The organism is Mesorhizobium sp. ISC25 (assembly GCF_042295465.1).
Lineage (GTDB): Bacteria > Pseudomonadota > Alphaproteobacteria > Rhizobiales > Rhizobiaceae > Mesorhizobium.
Genome location: NZ_CP135441.1, coordinates 5,853,161 through 5,869,647, shown reverse-complemented (window position 1 = coordinate 5,869,647; position 16,487 = coordinate 5,853,161). Strand labels below are relative to the sequence as shown.

General features: G+C 63.0%; 12 protein-coding genes and 1 tRNA gene. 7 read left to right on the top strand and 6 right to left on the bottom strand.

Features of this window, described 5'->3' with window-relative positions; genetic code table 11:
* Positions 1-82 precede the first annotated feature (82 nt).
* Positions 83-4,813: a glutamate synthase large subunit gene (gltB, locus tag RQ479_RS28900; RefSeq protein ID WP_352465856.1), complete on the bottom strand. Its 4,731-nt coding sequence runs from the start codon at positions 4,811-4,813 to the stop codon at positions 83-85.
* 477 nt (positions 4,814-5,290) lie between these two features.
* Between gltB and RQ479_RS28895 the strand changes: the two genes are divergently transcribed.
* Positions 5,291-6,343 carry a threonine aldolase family protein gene (locus RQ479_RS28895; protein ID WP_376703267.1) on the top strand — a complete coding sequence of 351 codons (1,053 nt, stop codon included), beginning with the start codon at positions 5,291-5,293 and terminating at the stop codon, positions 6,341-6,343.
* Between the two features lie 90 nt (positions 6,344-6,433).
* On the opposite strand, the gene RQ479_RS28890 is transcribed toward RQ479_RS28895, so the two are convergent.
* On the bottom strand, positions 6,434-6,898 hold the full coding sequence (locus RQ479_RS28890; protein WP_023675381.1) for an Hsp20 family protein: 465 nt from the start codon (positions 6,896-6,898) through the stop codon (positions 6,434-6,436).
* Positions 6,899-7,371: 473 nt separating this feature from the next.
* Here RQ479_RS28890 and RQ479_RS28885 point away from each other — a divergent pair, with 473 nt between their 5' ends.
* Positions 7,372-8,346, top strand: a complete 975-nt coding sequence (locus tag RQ479_RS28885) for an alpha/beta fold hydrolase (protein WP_376703266.1) — start codon at positions 7,372-7,374, stop codon at positions 8,344-8,346.
* Between the two features lie 144 nt (positions 8,347-8,490).
* Positions 8,491-8,949, top strand: a complete 459-nt coding sequence (locus RQ479_RS28880; RefSeq protein WP_376703265.1) for a hypothetical protein — start codon at positions 8,491-8,493, stop codon at positions 8,947-8,949.
* Between the two features lie 65 nt (positions 8,950-9,014).
* Here the strand turns inward: RQ479_RS28880 and hisN are convergent, their stop codons facing one another.
* Positions 9,015-9,788 (bottom strand): histidinol-phosphatase, encoded by a 774-nt coding sequence (gene hisN / locus RQ479_RS28875; protein ID WP_376703264.1) that lies wholly within the window; start codon positions 9,786-9,788, stop codon positions 9,015-9,017.
* Positions 9,789-10,115: 327 nt separating this feature from the next.
* Positions 10,116-11,072 carry an N-formylglutamate amidohydrolase gene (locus tag RQ479_RS28870; protein WP_376703263.1) on the bottom strand — a complete coding sequence of 319 codons (957 nt, stop codon included), beginning with the start codon at positions 11,070-11,072 and terminating at the stop codon, positions 10,116-10,118.
* A 139-nt stretch (positions 11,073-11,211) separates the two neighbouring features.
* Here RQ479_RS28870 and cpdR point away from each other — a divergent pair, with 139 nt between their 5' ends.
* Together cpdR and RQ479_RS28860 are read left to right on the top strand one after the other, a co-directional pair.
* The gene (cpdR, locus tag RQ479_RS28865) at positions 11,212-11,574 is read left to right on the top strand and encodes a cell cycle two-component system response regulator CpdR (protein ID WP_006199474.1); all 363 of its coding nucleotides are present in this window, start codon (positions 11,212-11,214) and stop codon (positions 11,572-11,574) included.
* A 162-nt stretch (positions 11,575-11,736) separates the two neighbouring features.
* Positions 11,737-11,811, top strand: a tRNA-Val gene (locus tag RQ479_RS28860).
* Between the two features lie 65 nt (positions 11,812-11,876).
* Here the strand turns inward: RQ479_RS28860 and RQ479_RS28855 are convergent.
* Complete coding sequence (locus tag RQ479_RS28855; RefSeq protein ID WP_376703262.1) at positions 11,877-12,839, bottom strand: GDP-L-fucose synthase family protein; 963 nt, start codon at positions 12,837-12,839, stop codon at positions 11,877-11,879.
* A 163-nt stretch (positions 12,840-13,002) separates the two neighbouring features.
* Positions 13,003-14,157 carry a dihydrodipicolinate synthase family protein gene (locus RQ479_RS28850; RefSeq protein ID WP_376703261.1) on the bottom strand — a complete coding sequence of 385 codons (1,155 nt, stop codon included), beginning with the start codon at positions 14,155-14,157 and terminating at the stop codon, positions 13,003-13,005.
* 243 nt (positions 14,158-14,400) lie between these two features.
* Here RQ479_RS28850 and RQ479_RS28845 point away from each other — a divergent pair, with 243 nt between their 5' ends.
* Both RQ479_RS28845 and RQ479_RS28840 read left to right on the top strand, forming a co-directional pair.
* Positions 14,401-15,456 carry a LacI family DNA-binding transcriptional regulator gene (locus RQ479_RS28845; RefSeq protein WP_376703260.1) on the top strand — a complete coding sequence of 352 codons (1,056 nt, stop codon included), beginning with the start codon at positions 14,401-14,403 and terminating at the stop codon, positions 15,454-15,456.
* Positions 15,453-16,469, top strand: coding sequence for a Gfo/Idh/MocA family protein (locus RQ479_RS28840; protein ID WP_376703259.1), 1,017 nt, complete (start codon positions 15,453-15,455; stop codon positions 16,467-16,469). The genes RQ479_RS28845 and RQ479_RS28840 overlap by 4 nt, the downstream gene beginning before the upstream one ends.
* Positions 16,470-16,487 lie beyond the last annotated feature (18 nt).

Below are 16,487 nucleotides of genomic sequence, written 5' to 3'. Positions count from 1 at the left end.
GCCGTGGCAACCTTCAGTCCGAGGTCAGGATTGTTGATGAAGATGGTTGCCGGGACGCATGGCTTCCCGGCAATTTCCAAATCTATTCCGCCGCCACGTTCATGCGCATACGTTCCATCTCGATCAGCGCGCGGCGGTATTCGACCGGCATGATCTTCCGGAATTTCGGCCGGAAAATCGCCCAGTCGTCGAGGATCTCGCGACCTCGCACCGAGCCCGTGTAGTGGACGTGGTTGGAGATAAGCTGGTAGAGCCGCTCCTCGTCATGGCTGGTCATATCGCCGGATACGTCGACACGGCCCTTGTGGTCGAGATCGCCGCCATGGTGGAGCAGCTTTTCCATAAGGTCGTCCTCTTCCGGAACCGGCTCCAGCTCGACCATCGCCATGTTGCAGCGCTCGGCGAAATCGCCCGCCTCGTCGAGCACATAGGCGACGCCGCCCGACATGCCGGCGGCGAAGTTGCGGCCGGTCTGGCCGATAACGACGACGATACCGCCGGTCATGTATTCGCAACCATGGTCGCCGACGCCTTCAACGACGGCGGCGACACCCGAATTGCGCACGGCAAAACGCTCGCCGGCGACGCCGCAGAAATAGGCCTCGCCCTCGGTTGCGCCGTAGAGCACGGTATTGCCGACAATAATGGACTCGGCAGCAACGATTTTCGTGTTCTCCGGCGGGCGGATGACGATGCGGCCGCCCGACAGGCCCTTGCCGACATAGTCGTTGGCAGCGCCCACCAGTTCGAACGAGACGCCGCGCGCCAGGAAGGCGCCAAAGGACTGGCCGGCCGTGCCGGTGAGCTTCACCGAGATCGTGTCCTCGCGCAGGCCCTTGTGCTTGAAGCGCTTTGCCACCTCGCCCGACAGCATGGCGCCCGTCGAACGGTCGACGTTGCGGATCGGCAGTTCGATACTGACCGGCTGCCTGGCTTCGAGCGCCGGCTTTGCCAGTTCGATCAGCTTGCGGTCGAGCACGTCGTCGATCGGATGCTTCTGCCGCTCGGTCCAGTGCACCGCCTCGTGCGGCGCATCAGGCTTGTAGAACATCTTGCTGAAGTCGAGCCCGCGCGCCTTCCAGTGCTGGATCAGCTCGCGCTTTTCCAGAAGGTCGGTGTCGCCGATGATCTGGTCGAGATGGGTATGGCCCATCTCGGCAAGCAGCGCCCGCACCTCTTCCGCCACATAGAAGAAGAAGTTGATGACGTGCTCGGGCGTGCCCTTGAAGCGCTTGCGCAGCACCGGGTCCTGTGTCGCGACGCCGACCGGGCAGGTGTTGAGATGGCACTTGCGCATCATGATGCAGCCGGCCGCGATCAACGGCGCGGTCGAGAAGCCGAACTCGTCGGCGCCGAGCAGTGCGCCGATGATGACGTCACGCCCGGTGCGCAGGCCGCCATCGACCTGCAGCGCGACGCGCGACCTGAGACCGTTGAGCACCAGCGTCTGGTGCGTCTCGGCAAGGCCCATCTCCCACGGGCTGCCGGCATGCTTGAGCGAGGTCAGCGGCGAGGCGCCGGTGCCGCCGTCATAACCTGATATGGTGATGTGGTCGGCACGCGCCTTGGCAACGCCGGCCGCAACTGTGCCGACGCCGACTTCCGAGACCAGCTTGACCGATACGTCGGCCGCCGGATTGACGTTCTTCAGATCGTAGATGAGCTGCGCCAGATCCTCGATCGAATAGATGTCATGATGCGGCGGCGGCGAGATCAGGCCGACGCCCGGCGTCGAATGCCTGACCTTGGCTATGGTCGCATCGACTTTGTGGCCCGGCAGCTGGCCGCCCTCGCCGGGCTTCGCCCCTTGCGCGACCTTGATCTGCATCATGTCGGAATTGACCAGATATTCCGCCGTGACGCCAAAGCGTCCCGAAGCGACCTGCTTGATCGCCGAGCGTTCGGGGTTCTTGCCGCCGCCCGGCAGTGGCAGATAGCGGTCGGCCTCTTCGCCGCCCTCGCCGGTGTTCGACTTGCCGCCGATGGCGTTCATGGCGCGCGCCAGTGTCGTGTGCGCTTCCCTGGAGATCGAGCCGAAGGACATCGCCCCGGTCGAGAAGCGCTTGACGATATCGGCGGCCGGCATCACCTCGTCGAGCTTGACCTTCTTGCGCCCGGTCTCTTGCGCCAGCTTGATCTTGAACAGGCCGCGAATGGTCTGCGCCTGTGCCGTGTCGCTGTCGATCTGGGCGGAATAGTCCTTGAACGTTTCCCACGAGCCTTGGCGCACGGCGTGCTGCAAGGTCGCCACTGCGTCCGGCGACCAGATATGGGCCTCGCCGCGCATGCGGAACATGTATTCGCCGCCGACCTCGAGGCTGTTGCGCAGCACCGGGTCGTTGCCGAAGCCGTCGGTGTGGCGGCTGACCGTTTCGGCGGCGATCTCGTCCAGCCCGACGCCTTCGATCAGCGTCGCCGTGCCGGTGAAGTACTTCTGCACGAAGTCCGACTTCAGCCCGATGGCATCAAAGATCTGCGCACCGCAATAGGACTGGTAGGTGGAGATGCCCATCTTGGACATCACCTTGAGGATGCCCTTGCCGATTGACTTGATGTAGCGGGAGACGACCTCGTAGGCATCGACCTCCGCCGGCAATTCGCCACGCTTGTGCATATCGAGCAGCGTGTCGAAAGCGAGATAGGGATTGATCGCCTCGGCGCCGTAGCCGGCGAGACAGCAGAAATGATGCACCTCGCGCGGCTCGCCGGATTCCACGACGAGCCCAACCGAGGTGCGCAATCCCTTCCGGATCAAATGATGATGCACGGCCGCCGTTGCCAGCAGCGCCGGAATGGCGATGCGGTCCGGCCCGAGCTGACGGTCCGACAGGATGATGATGTTGTAGCCGCCGGCGACCGCCGCCTCGGCGCGCTCGCACAGCCGGTCGATGGCGCCCAGCATGCCGGCCGCGCCTTCATTCGAAGCATAGGTGATGTCGATCGTCTTGGTGTCGAAACGGTCCTCGGTGTGACCGACCGAGCGCAGCTTCTCCAGATCGCCATTGGTCAGGATCGGCTGGCGCACTTCGAGCCGCTTGCGGCGCGAAGTGCCGACAAGATCAAAGATGTTGGGCCGCGGCCCGATGAAGGAGACGAGGCTCATCACCAGTTCCTCGCGAATCGGGTCGATCGGCGGGTTGGTGACCTGTGCGAAGTTCTGCTTGAAATAGGTGTAGAGCAGCTTCGATCTGTCCGACATTGCCGATATCGGCGTGTCGGTGCCCATCGAGCCGACCGCCTCCTGCCCGGTGGTCGCCATCGGCGACATCAACAGCTTGGTGTCTTCCTGGGTGTAGCCGAACGCCTGCTGGCGGTCGAGCAGTGAGACATCCCTGCGCAGGGCGCGCGGCTCGACCGGGTTCAGATCCTCGAGGATGAGCTGGGTGTTGGCGAGCCAGCTCTTGTACGGGTGCCTGGTCGCAATCTCCGACTTGATCTCCTCGTCGGAAACGATGCGGCCCTTGTCCAGGTCGATCAGCAGCATGCGGCCGGGCTGCAGCCGCCACTTCTTGACGATCCTTTCCTCTGGCACCGGCAGCACGCCGGCTTCCGAGGCCATAATGACGCGGTCGTCGTCGGTGACGATGTAGCGCGCCGGCCGCAGCCCATTGCGATCGAGCGTGGCGCCGATCTGGCGGCCGTCGGTGAAGGCAACCGCCGCCGGCCCGTCCCACGGCTCCATCAGGGCTGCGTGATACTCGTAGAAGGCCTTGCGGTCCTGACCCATCAGCTTGTTGCCGGCCCAGGCTTCCGGGATCAGCATCATCATGGCATGGGCGAGCGAATAGCCGCCCTGCGTCAGGAATTCGAGCGCATTGTCGAAGCAGGCGGTGTCCGACTGCCCTTCATAGGAGATCGGCCACAGCTTCGAGATGTCGTTGCCGAACAGTTCGGAATCGACCGAGGCCTGCCGTGCCGCCATCCAGTTGACGTTGCCGCGCAGCGTGTTGATCTCGCCATTATGGGCGACCATGCGGTAGGGATGCGCCAGCTTCCACGACGGGAACGTGTTGGTCGAGAAGCGCTGGTGGACCAGGATCAGCGCCGTCTCGAAACGCGGGTCGGTGAGGTCCTTGTAGTAGGCGCCGACCTGATAGGCCAGGAACATGCCCTTGTAGACGATGGTCCGCGAGGACATCGAGACGACATAGAAGCCGTTGTCGACGCCTTTGGTCTCCTCGTGGATACGGCCGGAAATGACCTTGCGCAGGATGTAGAGCCGCCGCTCGTAATCGTCGTCGTTCTCGATCTCGGCGCCGCGGCCCAGGAACACCTGCCGGTGCACCGGCTCGGAAGCGGCGATGTCGGGCGCCTTGGACAGCGACGAATTGTCGACGGGCACGTCGCGAAAGCCGAGCAGCGGCTGGCCCTCGAGTTGCGCCACCTCGGCGATGATGCCTTCGATATGCGCCTGCAGCTCCGGGTCGCGCGGCATGAACACGTGGCCGACGGCATAGTGGCCGGGCTTCGGCAATTCGACCCCTTGTTTGGCCATCTCCTCGCGGAAGAAGCGGTCCGGCAGTTGCACCAGCACGCCGGCGCCGTCGCCCATCAGCGGATCGGCGCCGACGGCGCCGCGATGCGTCAGGTTTTCGAGCACGGCAAGGCCGTCCTCGACGATCTGGTGTGACCTTACGCCCTTCATGTTGACGATGAAGCCAACGCCGCAGGCATCATGCTCATTGCGCGGATCGTAGAGGCCGTGCGCGGCATAGCCGGTGCTGGTTCGCCCAATATTGGTCAGGGACGGATTTTTGACGGCTGCCGCTTTCGTCTGCGCGGCCTTCATCGCAGATGGCGTCATGTCCGTCATCGTCCTGTCCTCCGTTCCGTCCCCTTCGGGCGCTGGTTTCCGTCGGGAAGCGCGTGGCTCCCCTTTCAATCTTGCGGCACGTCTTGCGAAATTCTTGTCGACCGTGCGGCTTTCCGCATGGTTCGCATATGGTATTCGTACAGGCCAGAGCCAGGCTGTCTAGCTGTCGCTCGCGGCAATTGCCGCAGAGGCGCAATCATATGCCAATGCGGCCAGTTTTGTGCGACAAAAATAAGACAGCACTACTGTCCTAAATTTTTATGACAGAAATTTTGGATGCACACAAGACCGATTCACAAAATTCTTGGGGCTTTGGCGACAGAAAATTGCGCGGAACGCGGTGTCAGCGTAACCTTCAGTCGCTGCATGTACGCTCATGCGTTTCGCTGGCTTTAGCGGATTTTCGGTATCTGCCACTTGCGGCCGGCATGCGAAAGCGGCCAAGCTCGCACCGATTTCCCCAGCATAGGCAGACGCATGATTTTCGCTTCCGACAATTGGGCAGGCGCCCATCCCCGTATCGCTGCCGGCCTGTCGGCCCATGCCGACGGCTTCTCCACCGCCTATGGCGACGGCCTCCTCGACAAGACAGTTTACCAGCGCTTCAATGAAATCTTCGAATGCGAGGTCGCGGTGTTTTTCGTGGCCACCGGCACCGCCGCCAATTCGCTATCGCTGACTACCTATAACAAGCCAGGCGGCATTTCCTTCTGCCATCGCGAATCGCACGTCATCGAGGATGAATGCGGTGCACCGGAATATTTCACCGGCGGTTCGCGGCTTTATACAGTCGAAGGCGCACTCGGCAAGATCGATGCCGGCAATCTGGAACGGGCGGTGGACCGTTTCGCACCCGAAAACGTTCATTCCGGGCGGCCGATGGCGGTTTCGATCACTCAGTCGACCGAGGTCGGCACCGTCTACACGCTGAACGAAATCGCCAGGATTTCGGCGATCGCAAAGCAGCATGGACTGCCGCTGCACATGGACGGGGCCCGCTTTGCTAATGCGCTCGTCGCGCTGGAAACGACGCCGGCCGAAATGACCTGGAAGCACGGTGTCGACATCCTCTCCTTCGGCGGCACCAAGAATGGCTGTTGGTGCGCCGAGGCGATCGTGCTGTTCGACCTCGAGCGAGCCAAGGAATTGGCCTTTTTGCGCAAGCGTGCGGCCCAGTTGTTCTCGAAATCGCGCTTCATCGCCGCGCAATTCGATGCTTATTTCAGGGGTGGGCTATGGCTCGACACGGCACGGCACGCCAATGCGATGGCGGCACGGCTTGCCGCGGCGATAGAAGATTCCCCTTCGGCCCGGCTGGCCTGGCTGCCGCAGGCGAACGAGGTCTTCGCGGTCATGAAAAAGGCCGAGGCCGAAAGAATGCAAGCGGCAGGCGCGGCCTTCCACGACTGGCACAGGCCGCTCGGCTACGACGGCTACATTGGCGAAGACGAAGCGCTCTATCGCTTCGTCACCAGCTTCGCGACCACGCCCGACGAAGTCGACCGTTTCGGCTACCTGCTCGCTGGATAGCAAGCCTTACCACAGCAAAAGAGCGGCGCATTGCTGCACCGCCCTTTCTTCCCAGGGAGTTGGCGTCCCGGGAGAGTTTAGCTGCCTGGCTTAGGCGGCAGTCTTGGCCTCGATCTGCTTGGCCTTGGCCGGAGCCGAGGTGATCGCGATCTTGCGCGGCTTCAGCTCTTCGGGGATGTTGCGCTTGAGGTCGACGAAGAGCAGGCCGTTCTTCAGCGCGGCGCCGACAACCTCGACGTGATCGGCAAGCTGGAAGCGGCGCTCGAAGGCTCGGCTGGCGATACCGCGATAGAGCAGTTCGGAGCCTTCGCCATTGCCTTCCTCCTTGCGCTCACCCTTGACGGTCAGCACATTGCGGTGAGCTTCGATCGAAATCTCATCTTCCGAGAAGCCGGCCACAGCCATCGAGATGCGATAGGCATCCTCACCCGTGCGCTCGATGTTGTAAGGCGGGTACGTCTGGCCTTCCGGCTGCGCAAGCGAATCGAGCATGGTGAACAGCCGGTCGAAACCGACGGTCGAACGGTAAAGCGGGGAAAAATCAACGTGACGCATGGTGTGTTCTCCTGTTGAGCAACAAGGTTGCGTATGGCCGGTGCGAAACCCGTGACGGCGTTCCGGATGGGCCAGCGGCCCCGACATTGGCGGCCGCATGACAAATTTGGGAAGCGGACGACGGCATTTCAAGATTTTCTCGCGTCCGAACGGGACCGGTCTCGGCCCACGTCCCGATGCCGATGAACGGCAGATGAACCGTGGCTTCGGCGAGCGTTCAGCCAGGCGGCATTAAAACTGTTCTGGAGATCACGAACAGGTCGCCGGAAAAGGCGACACGACGAGGCCGAACCGGGTGTAACGTCCCTTCCTCCCGGGTCGACAGAGGCCGGAAGCACGCCCAAGGCTGCTTCCGGCCTTTCTTGTTCGCTGCCTGGGTCGACCTCCCCGGCGTCCCGAATTCCTTTGCTTTTGGCGCATGGGCGTTTATGCCTGACTTGCGCCCGTCGGCACCGACACCAACCAAACACCGTATGACCGATCTTTTCCACCAGCCCCCCCTCTTCCACGAAACTCCGGGCAATCCGCTGCCGGAAAACGCGGCCGGCGGCTTCTTCACCACGCGCGACGGCAAGAAGATCCGCTATGGGCTGTTTGCCGCGGTTACCCGCCCGATGAAGGGCACCGTGGTCGTCCTGACCGGCCGCAACGAGTGCATCGAGAAATATTTCGAGACCATTCGCAACCTTGCCGACCGGGGCTTTGGCGTGGCAACCCTCGACTGGCGCGGCCAGGGCGCTTCCGACCGGCTGATCGGCGACCGACAGCGCGGCTTCGTCCGGAGCTTCTTCGACTACACCGGCGATCTGGAGCAGTTCTTCGAGGAGATCGTGCTGCCCGATTGCCGAGGCCCCTACTACATACTGGCCCACTCGGCCGGCGCGGTGATTGCGCTGCTCGCCGCGCCCTCGATGGCGAACCGCGTGCGCCGCATGGTGCTGATCGCACCGTTCTTCACCGTGCCTGACCTCCCGGTTTCGGTAAAAACCGTTCGCGGCATCTGTTCGCTGTTCTGCCTTCTCGGCCTTGGACGGCTCTATGCCGCATGGGGTCCGCGACCCAAGGAATCAGTGCCCTTCGCCATGAACAAGCTGACCAGCGATCCGGCGCGCTATCGGCGCAACACGCTGATCTACGAAACCTATCTGCAGCTGGCGCTTGGCGGACCGACGATCCGCTGGCTGAAGGCGGCCACGGAGGCGTCCTTGATCGTCAGCAACCCGGATTTCATGGCCAAGATCCAGGTGCCCTTGCTGATGATCGCCGCCGGCGCCGACCAGGTCGTCTCGACCAGGGCAGTCGAGGCCTATGCGAGACGTCTGCGCGTCGGCTCGCTAGTGATGATCGACGGCGCCCGCCATGAGATCCTGCAGGAAGCCGACCTCTATCGCGAGCAACTGCTTGCGGCATTCGATGCCTTCATCCCAGGAACCGGCGACGCTGTTTGACCGCTTCGCCGGCGCCCGGCAACAAAGCCTGCGCGGGTTGCTTGCCCGGCGCAGCTTGCCCCTTATTCCCGTTCAGGCATCGAGCGCTAGGTAGCGGCCAAAGAGATTGGAGGCAATTCGGCAGAGACCGGGAGAAAAACGACCATGAACGCATCGAACACGCTGTCACGTCAGGGGCATCGGCTACTGCAGATTGGCGTCGCGCTGCTGCTGTTTTCGTCATTCGAGGGGTTTGCAATACCGTACCTCGCCGCACCGCGGCTCGGACTGTCCGCGCACACGCTCAGCGCCCTGGAGGGCGTTCTTTTGCTGGCGTTAGGCCTCACATGGTCTAGGCTCAATCTCGGCGCGGCGATGTCGCGGATTGCGTTCTGGCTCCTGATCTATTCGGCTTTGGCGATCCTGGCCGCCTACGTGATCGCCAGCGCCTGGGGAGCCGGCAACGAGACAATGCCGTTGGCGGCCGGAGCCTTCCACGGAAGCGCCTTTCAGGAAGCCGTGATCAAAGGCGTGGCGTATTCGTCCGCGCCGACCGGCCTCATCTCTTTCGTGCTCATTTTGTTGGGCCTGCGTCTCTCGGACGCTTGGCCTGCCGACAGCTAATTTAGAACCGCACCACGGTTTCCGTCGGATTTGCGCAAAAACAGACGCGTGGGTGCACCGGATGCTCAGCCGCACAGCGCCGCCATCGCCGCCGCGTGCAGCTCCGGTGTCGCCGCCGCCAGGATGTCGCCGCCCTTTTCCGCCGGTCCGCCCTCGAAAGTGGTGACGACGCCGCCTGCCTTCTCGATGATCGGGATCAGCGCCACGATGTCGTAGGGCTTCAATCCGGGATCGGCGACGATATCGACGCTGCCCGCCGCCACCATGGCGAAGGCATAGCAGTCGGTGCCGTAGCGGGCGAGTTGGACCTGTTGCTCGAACAGGTCGTAGCGCAGGCGCGCGTCTCCCTTGAACAGCGCCGGCGTGGTGGTGAACAGCGTCGCTTCGGCGAGATTTGTGGTCTTGCGCGTCGTGAGTTTTCGCGGGCCACCCGGACCTTCATAATGCGAGCCGGAAGCATTGGCGTAGAACAGCTCGCCGGTGAAGGGCTGCGACATCATGCCGGCGACGGCATCGCCGTCGACCGTCAGCCCGACCAGCGTGCCCCATACCGGCAGGCCGGAAATGAAGGCGCGCGTGCCGTCGATCGGATCGATCACCCAGACATGCCGGCTGGAGATGTTTTCGCTGCCATGCTCCTCGCCGAGGATGCCGTGATCGGGGTATTGCGCGCTGATCACCGCCCGGATGGCGCGCTCGGCTTCACGGTCGGCCTCGGTGACCGGGTCGAAGCTGCCGTGCTCCTTGTTGGTGACCGCGCCCTGATTGCGGAAGCGCGGTAAGGTCTCGGCTGCGGCGGCACGCGCAATGCGCCGCATGAACTCGATGGTGATGTCCAACTGATTCTCCCGCTCCAGCATGTCTGAGATGCCGGTTTGCCTACGGATTTATGCCGAAACAAGGGCGTTCGGAGCCTTTCGCACGGTGCCAACTGTTGCTCGAATGCAACGCCGCCGTCATGGAAATGCAGTTTCCACTTCACAGTGAATTAAAAAAGCCGGAACGCGCCTTGACATTTGTGCAGCGCACAATACGTTTGTTCTCGGACAGGGGTTCCTGTCCATGCCCTCCTTGGGCGTTTCCTCCCTAGACTTCGACCGTGTCGTGCAAACGATGCGGTCTTTTTTTACGCTGCCGCATAAGCGGCGAGTACCGCGATTCCGGCGCTATTCGGCAGCCAGCGGTAGATCCATGAAATTGTGATCGGGCATCGCCATCAGTTCGGCCGAAAACCGCGCCAGATCGCCGGCCAGGGCGTCGAAACCAGCCGATCTCTGGAACGTCCGCTCATTCATGTAGAGCCCGCGATTGACCTCGATCTGCAGCGCATGCAGATGGCGCACGGGGCGGCCATAGTGCTCCGTGATGAAGCCTCCGGCATAGGGCTTATTGTGGGCGACGCTGTAGCCCATGCCGGTGAGAAGGCCGATCGCCGTCTCGGTCAACGCCGCCGCGGCGGAAATGCCGAACCGATCGCCGACGATGAAATCCGGACGCAATCCGCTGTCGCCGACCCTTATGCTTGCCGGCATCGAGTGGCAATCAATCAGCACGGCGTAGCCGAAGAGCGCATGGGTTCTGGTCAAAAGCCGTTTCAGCGTCTCGTGATAGGGCTTGTAGACCGCTTCGATGCGCGCCACGGCTTCGGCCAGCGGCAAGCGGCCGGAATAGATGTCGAGCCCCTCGCCGACCAGCTTGGGCACGGTGCCGAGCCCGCCGGCCACCCGCGCCGAGCGGATGTTGCAGAATGACGGCACCGGTTCGGCGAACATGCGCGGGTCAAGTTCCCACGGCTCCCGGTTGACGTCTAGATAGGCGCGCGGGAAGTTTGCCGCCAGCATCGGCGCCCCGAGCGCGACAGCACCGCCGAACAATTCCTCGACATAGCAGTCCTCGGAGCGGCGGATGGCGTTGCGGTCCAGTTTGGCCATCGCCATGAACCGGTCCGGATAGTAGCGGCCGCTATGTGGCGAGTTGAAGAGGAAGGGAACGCGCTGTTCGGCGCCCGATCGGATTTCGAAGGGTGGAACGACCGAAAAATCCTCGGCTGCCGTTTTCAATTTGAACGAACCCGGAAATACCAATGCATCATGATAAGGAAAGTGCCACCTCGCCGCCCGCATGTCCAGCCGCCGAACTGCCAGCCAAATCAGGATTGTGCGGCCAACGTTCACTTGATGTTTACCGTCACCTCCTCATATACAGCATGGTTAACGGGCTTGCCGCACGGCATTGTCGGTTGGGTGATTCGGACGGGACAAGATGGCACGCATTCTGCTGGCGGAAGACGACGACGACATGCGCCGGTTCCTCGTCAAGGCGCTGGAGCGCGCCGGTTATCAGGTCAGCGATTTCGACAATGGCGCCAGTGCCTATGAGCGGCTGCGCGAGGAACCCTTTTCGCTGCTTTTGACCGACATCGTCATGCCCGAAATGGATGGCATCGAGCTCGCCCGCCGCGCCACCGAGATCGATCCCGACCTCAAGGTGATGTTCATCACCGGCTTCGCCGCCGTCGCGCTGAACCCTGATTCCAAGGCGCCGAAAGACGCCAAGGTGCTATCGAAGCCGTTCCACCTGCGCGACCTCGTCAACGAGGTCGAAAAGATGCTGCAGGCCGCCTGACGCTCTTTTGTCGCGTCTTGATCGACTAGAGCAATTCCAGGAAAAGTGTGAGGCGGTTTTCCGTCCGGAATTGCGTCAAAACAAAGAGACAAGCCAGCCATTCTTTCCCTTTTCCCGCTATTGACGTGCCGAACCAAAAATGGTGTATGCGCGGCTTCGGATGGGCGTGTAGCTCAGCGGGAGAGCACTGCATTGACATTGCAGGGGTCACAGGTTCAATCCCTGTCACGCCCACCATCCAGATAATCCCTCACTTGGCCGTCGGTATTTTCATCGGCTGACGTTCCCGGCCAATACCAGCCTCAGGCCGCGCCGAGGCGCAGATCGCCGGTTTCGACATGCTCAAGAAACCAGGCATAGGTCTGTTCCAATCCGCTCCGCAACGAATAGCGTGGGCGCCAGCCGGTGGCGAACAGACGCGACACGTCCATCAGCTTGCGCGGCGTGCCGTCCGGCTTCGTCGCATCGAATGTGATCGCCGCATCGGCGCCGGCGACCGACACGATGGTGCGGGCAAGATCGGCAATGGTGATGTCTTCCCCAGAGCCGACATTGATGTGGCTGTCACCCGAATAATTCTTCAGCAGCCAGACCAGCGCGTCGGCGGCGTCGTCGACATGCAGGAATTCGCGCATCGGCGTGCCCGATCCCCACACCTCCAGGCTCTTGCGGCCGGCGCGCCTGGCCTCGTGCGCCTTGCGCATCAGGGCGGGCACGACATGGCTGGAATTGAGGTCGAAATTGTCGCCCGGGCCGTAGAGATTGGTCGGCATCGCCGAGATGTAGTCGACGCCGTATTGGCGCCGATAGGCCTGGCACAGTTTCAGTCCGGCGATCTTGGCGATCGCATACCATTCGTTGGTGGGTTCGAGCGGCCCGGTCAGCAAGGCGTCCTCGGAGATCGGCTGCGCCGCGAATTTGGGATAGATGCAGGATGAGCCGAGAAACAGCAGCTTCTGCACCTCGCTGCGGAAGGCGCTGTCGATGACATTGTTCTGCATGACGAGATTGTCCTGCAGAAAATCGACGGGAAGCCTGTTGTTGGCCAGGATACCGCCGACCTTGGCCGCCGCCATCACCACTGCAGCCGGCTTGCGGTCGGCCATCCAGCGCCGTACGCCGGCCTGGTCGAGGAGATCGAGCTCGGCGCGCGAGGCGGTCAGGACCTCGCAATCCTCGTCGGCCAATCTGCGCAGGATGGCCGAGCCGACCATGCCGCGATGTCCGGCCAAGAAAACGCGCTTGCCCTGAAGGTCGAAGGTCATCAGCTTACCCCAATGCAGAACGGCAGCTTTGCCAGTTGGCCGGCGGAGCGCCGGATCGGCTTCTCTGTTGCTGGAGGCATACCGCATACAGATTTGCCCAGACAAGGCAAATCGCAAAGCCACCCGGACCAAGCTTTGGACCGGACGCTGTAGCGTCTTGCGATCAAACGCCCGCTACGGCGCAGAGGCTTGTCATTCTGGCAATCGCGAGCTCGGGGTCGGCCAGCAATCCTGCCTGGTCGGCAAGGCGAAAGACATCGGCGTAATGACGGATGCCGCGCGCCGATTGCATGCCGCCGATCATCGAAAAATGCTCCTGATGGCCGTTCAGCCATGCCATGAAGACGATGCCGGCCTTGTAGTACTCGGTCGGCGCCTCGAAGATCTTGCGCGACAGCGGCACTGTCGGGGCCATCAGCGTGTCATAGCCGGCGCGGTCGCCGTCGGCCAGCTTTGCCAGTGCCGCATTGGCGACCGGCGCAATGGCATCGAAAATGCCGAGCAGCGCGTGCGAATGTCTGTCGCCGTCGCCGGCGATCAGCTCGGGGTAATTGAAGTCGTCGCCGGTGAACATGACCACGCCCTCGGGCAGCCGGTCTCTGAGGGCAATCTCCCTGCCGGCATCGAGCAACGATATCTTTATGCCCTCGACCTTGCCGGCATGGCGTTCGATGATCGCGACCACCGTCTCCAGCGCGGTTTCGAAATCGCTGCTGCCCCAGTAGCCTTTCAGCGCCGGGTCGAACATGTCGCCCAGCCAGTGCAGGATGACCTTGCCGGAGGCCTGGGACAGGATGCGGTCGTAGACGCCGATATAGTCGTCGGGGCCTTTGGCGGTCGCCGCCAGCGCGCGGCTGGCCATGATGATCGCCTTGCCGCCAAGCCCTTCGATGAAGCCGAGCTGCTCTTCATAGGCCGCGATGACATCGTCGAGCGTGCTGGCGGCCCCCGGCGCCAGATGGTCGGTGCCGGCGCCTGACGCGAGATCGGCCCCCTCGACGCTGCGCGCCTCGATAATGGAGCGGCGGATCAATTCCCTGGCATTTGCCCAGTCGAAACCCATGCCGCGCTGCGAGGTATCCATCGCTTCGGCGACGCGAAAGCCGAGCCGCCAAAGGTGATGGCGAAACGCCATCGTCTTGTCCCAGTCGACCACGGGCCTCGACCACGGATTGGTCATGGCGAAGGGATCAGCGACGACATGGGCGGCGGCGTAGGCGATGCGCGAAAACCGCGCGCCGGCCACAGGCTGCACCGGCTGGGCGACAAGCCGGTAGAGGATGCGGCTGCCGCCTTCCCCGGGCAAGGTGATGTCCATGGCTCTTTCCCTTCCCAGCGCCTATTAAATGGAACGTTCCAATAAATCAAGATGCTTTGCCGCTCTGCCTCACGCAGGTCAAATTGCTGCATCGCAGCAGGTGGAAGCCGTACTTGCTGGAGGATTGCGCCCACTGAGCCGCATTTTTCCCGGGTTCGCAAAAACGCGATTGACTCAAATGCGCCGCAAGGATTAGATCGTTCCAATAAATCGCATAAGAAACCACCGGGAGGACAGATCTGGATGGCCAGCCGGGCCAAGGCAACGATACTCGACATTGCCCGTGAGGCGGGCGTCTCCAAATCGACGGTATCGCTGGTGCTGCAAGGCAGCGGGCTGATCCGGCCCGAAACCGCGCTCAAGGTGCGCAAGGCGATCGAAGATGTCGGCTATGTCTATAACCGCGGCGCCGCCAATCTGCGCAAGGCCCATTCCAACGTCATCGGCATGGTCATCAACGATCTCACCAATCCGTTTTTCGCCGAACTGGCGGTCGGCATGGAGCGCGTCTTCCAGTCGGCCGGCGTCGTGCCTTTCATCGCCAATACGGCTGAAAACCCGGTGCGCCAGGAAGAGGTTCTGAAATCGCTGATGGAGCAGGGTGTCGCCGGGCTCGTCGTGTCGCCGGCGCGCGGCACCACGCCTGGCGCGTTCCGTCGCCTTGAGACCGCAGGCGTTCCGGTCGTCTTCGTCATGCGCCGGCTTCCCGAAAGCCGCATCCCGGTGATCACGCCCGACAATCATCGCGGCGCCTATCTTGCCACCGCCCATCTGATCGGCAAGGGCCATCGCCGGCTGGCCTTCTTCGGCGGCTCATCCGACCTTGTCGTCTATCACGAGCGGCTGGGCGGCTTTCGCGAGGCCTGTGAAGCGCTCGGCATCGCACCGGCCGACAGGCTGGTGTTCGAGGGCGAAACCAGCCGCAAGGGCGGCATTGCCTGCCTGGAAACCGCGCTCGCCATGGCCGCGCCGCCGACCGCGGCCCTTTGCTTTAACGATGCGGTGGCCTTCGGCGTCTTGCTGGCGCTGCGCAAGCGCGGCCTGGAACCCGGTTTGGATTTTGCCGTCGTCGGCTTCGACGACGTGGCCGAGGCCGAGCACTACATGCCGGCGCTGACCAGCGTGTCGGTGAACACCGCCGGCCTCGGCGAGCGCGCCGCCCATGTCGTGCTGAAGATGATCCAATCGCGCACCACGCGCGCCGAGGATCATATCGGCGCCGTCAACCTCGTGGTCAGGGAAAGCTGCGGCCCCGATCGCAAGGAGCGTGGCTGCGCAGGAATGGGAGACGCGGCATGACCGTCAGTTGGGGGCTGATCGGCGCCAGCACGATCGCAAGACAGTTCATGATCGGCGCCATCCGCGCGCAGCCGGACGGCGAGATCGCCGCGGTGATGAGCTCCAGCCCGGGGCGCGCCGCCACCTATGCCAGCGAAAACCGCATTCCGGCGGCGGTCTCGACGCTTGATGAATTGCTCGGCTCCGACATCGACGCCGTTTACATCTCGACCACCAACGAATTGCATCTCGAACAGGCACTCGCCGCCATCGAGGCGGGAAAGCATGTGCTTTGCGAAAAACCACTGGCGCTGACTAGCGCCGACGCGCGCAAGATGGTCGCCGCCGCCAGGGCCGCCGGCGTCGTGCTCGGCACCAATCACCATCTGCGCAACGCCGGCTCGCATCGGGCGATGCGCGAAGCGATCGCTGCCGGCCGCATCGGCAGGCCGATCGCCGCGCGCGTCTTCCACTCTGTCTATCTGCCGGAAAACCTGCAGGGCTGGCGGATCACCAGGCCGGACGCCGGCGGCGGCGTGGTGCTCGACATCACCGTCCACGATGCCGATACGCTGCGGTTCGTGCTCGGCGACGATCCGGTCGAGATCTCGGCCTTCACGCAATCGGCCGGCATGGCCGCCGGCGGACTGGAAGACGGCGCCATGTGCCTCTGGCGCTTCGGATCGGGGGTCATTGCCCAATCGCATGAGGGCTTCACGACAAAATTCGCCGGCACCGGCTTCGAGGCGCATGGCAGCGAAGGCTCGCTGATCGCCAAGGATGTGATGACGCAGAAGCCGGTCGGCTCGGTGTTGCTGCGCACGGCACAGGGCGAGGAGGAATTGAGCTTCGACCGCGAAGACCTCTATGCCCGTTCGCTGCGCCAATTCCATGCCGCGATCCGCGGCGAGGGCCAGCCTTCCGCCACCGGCGAAGACGGCGTCTGGTCGCTGACATCAGCCGAGGCGGCATTGCAATCGGCCAGCTCCGGCAAGGCCATTGCCATCGACCCGAAGCTCGGGAGCGCCACGTGAGCAAGCTCGTCTCCGCAG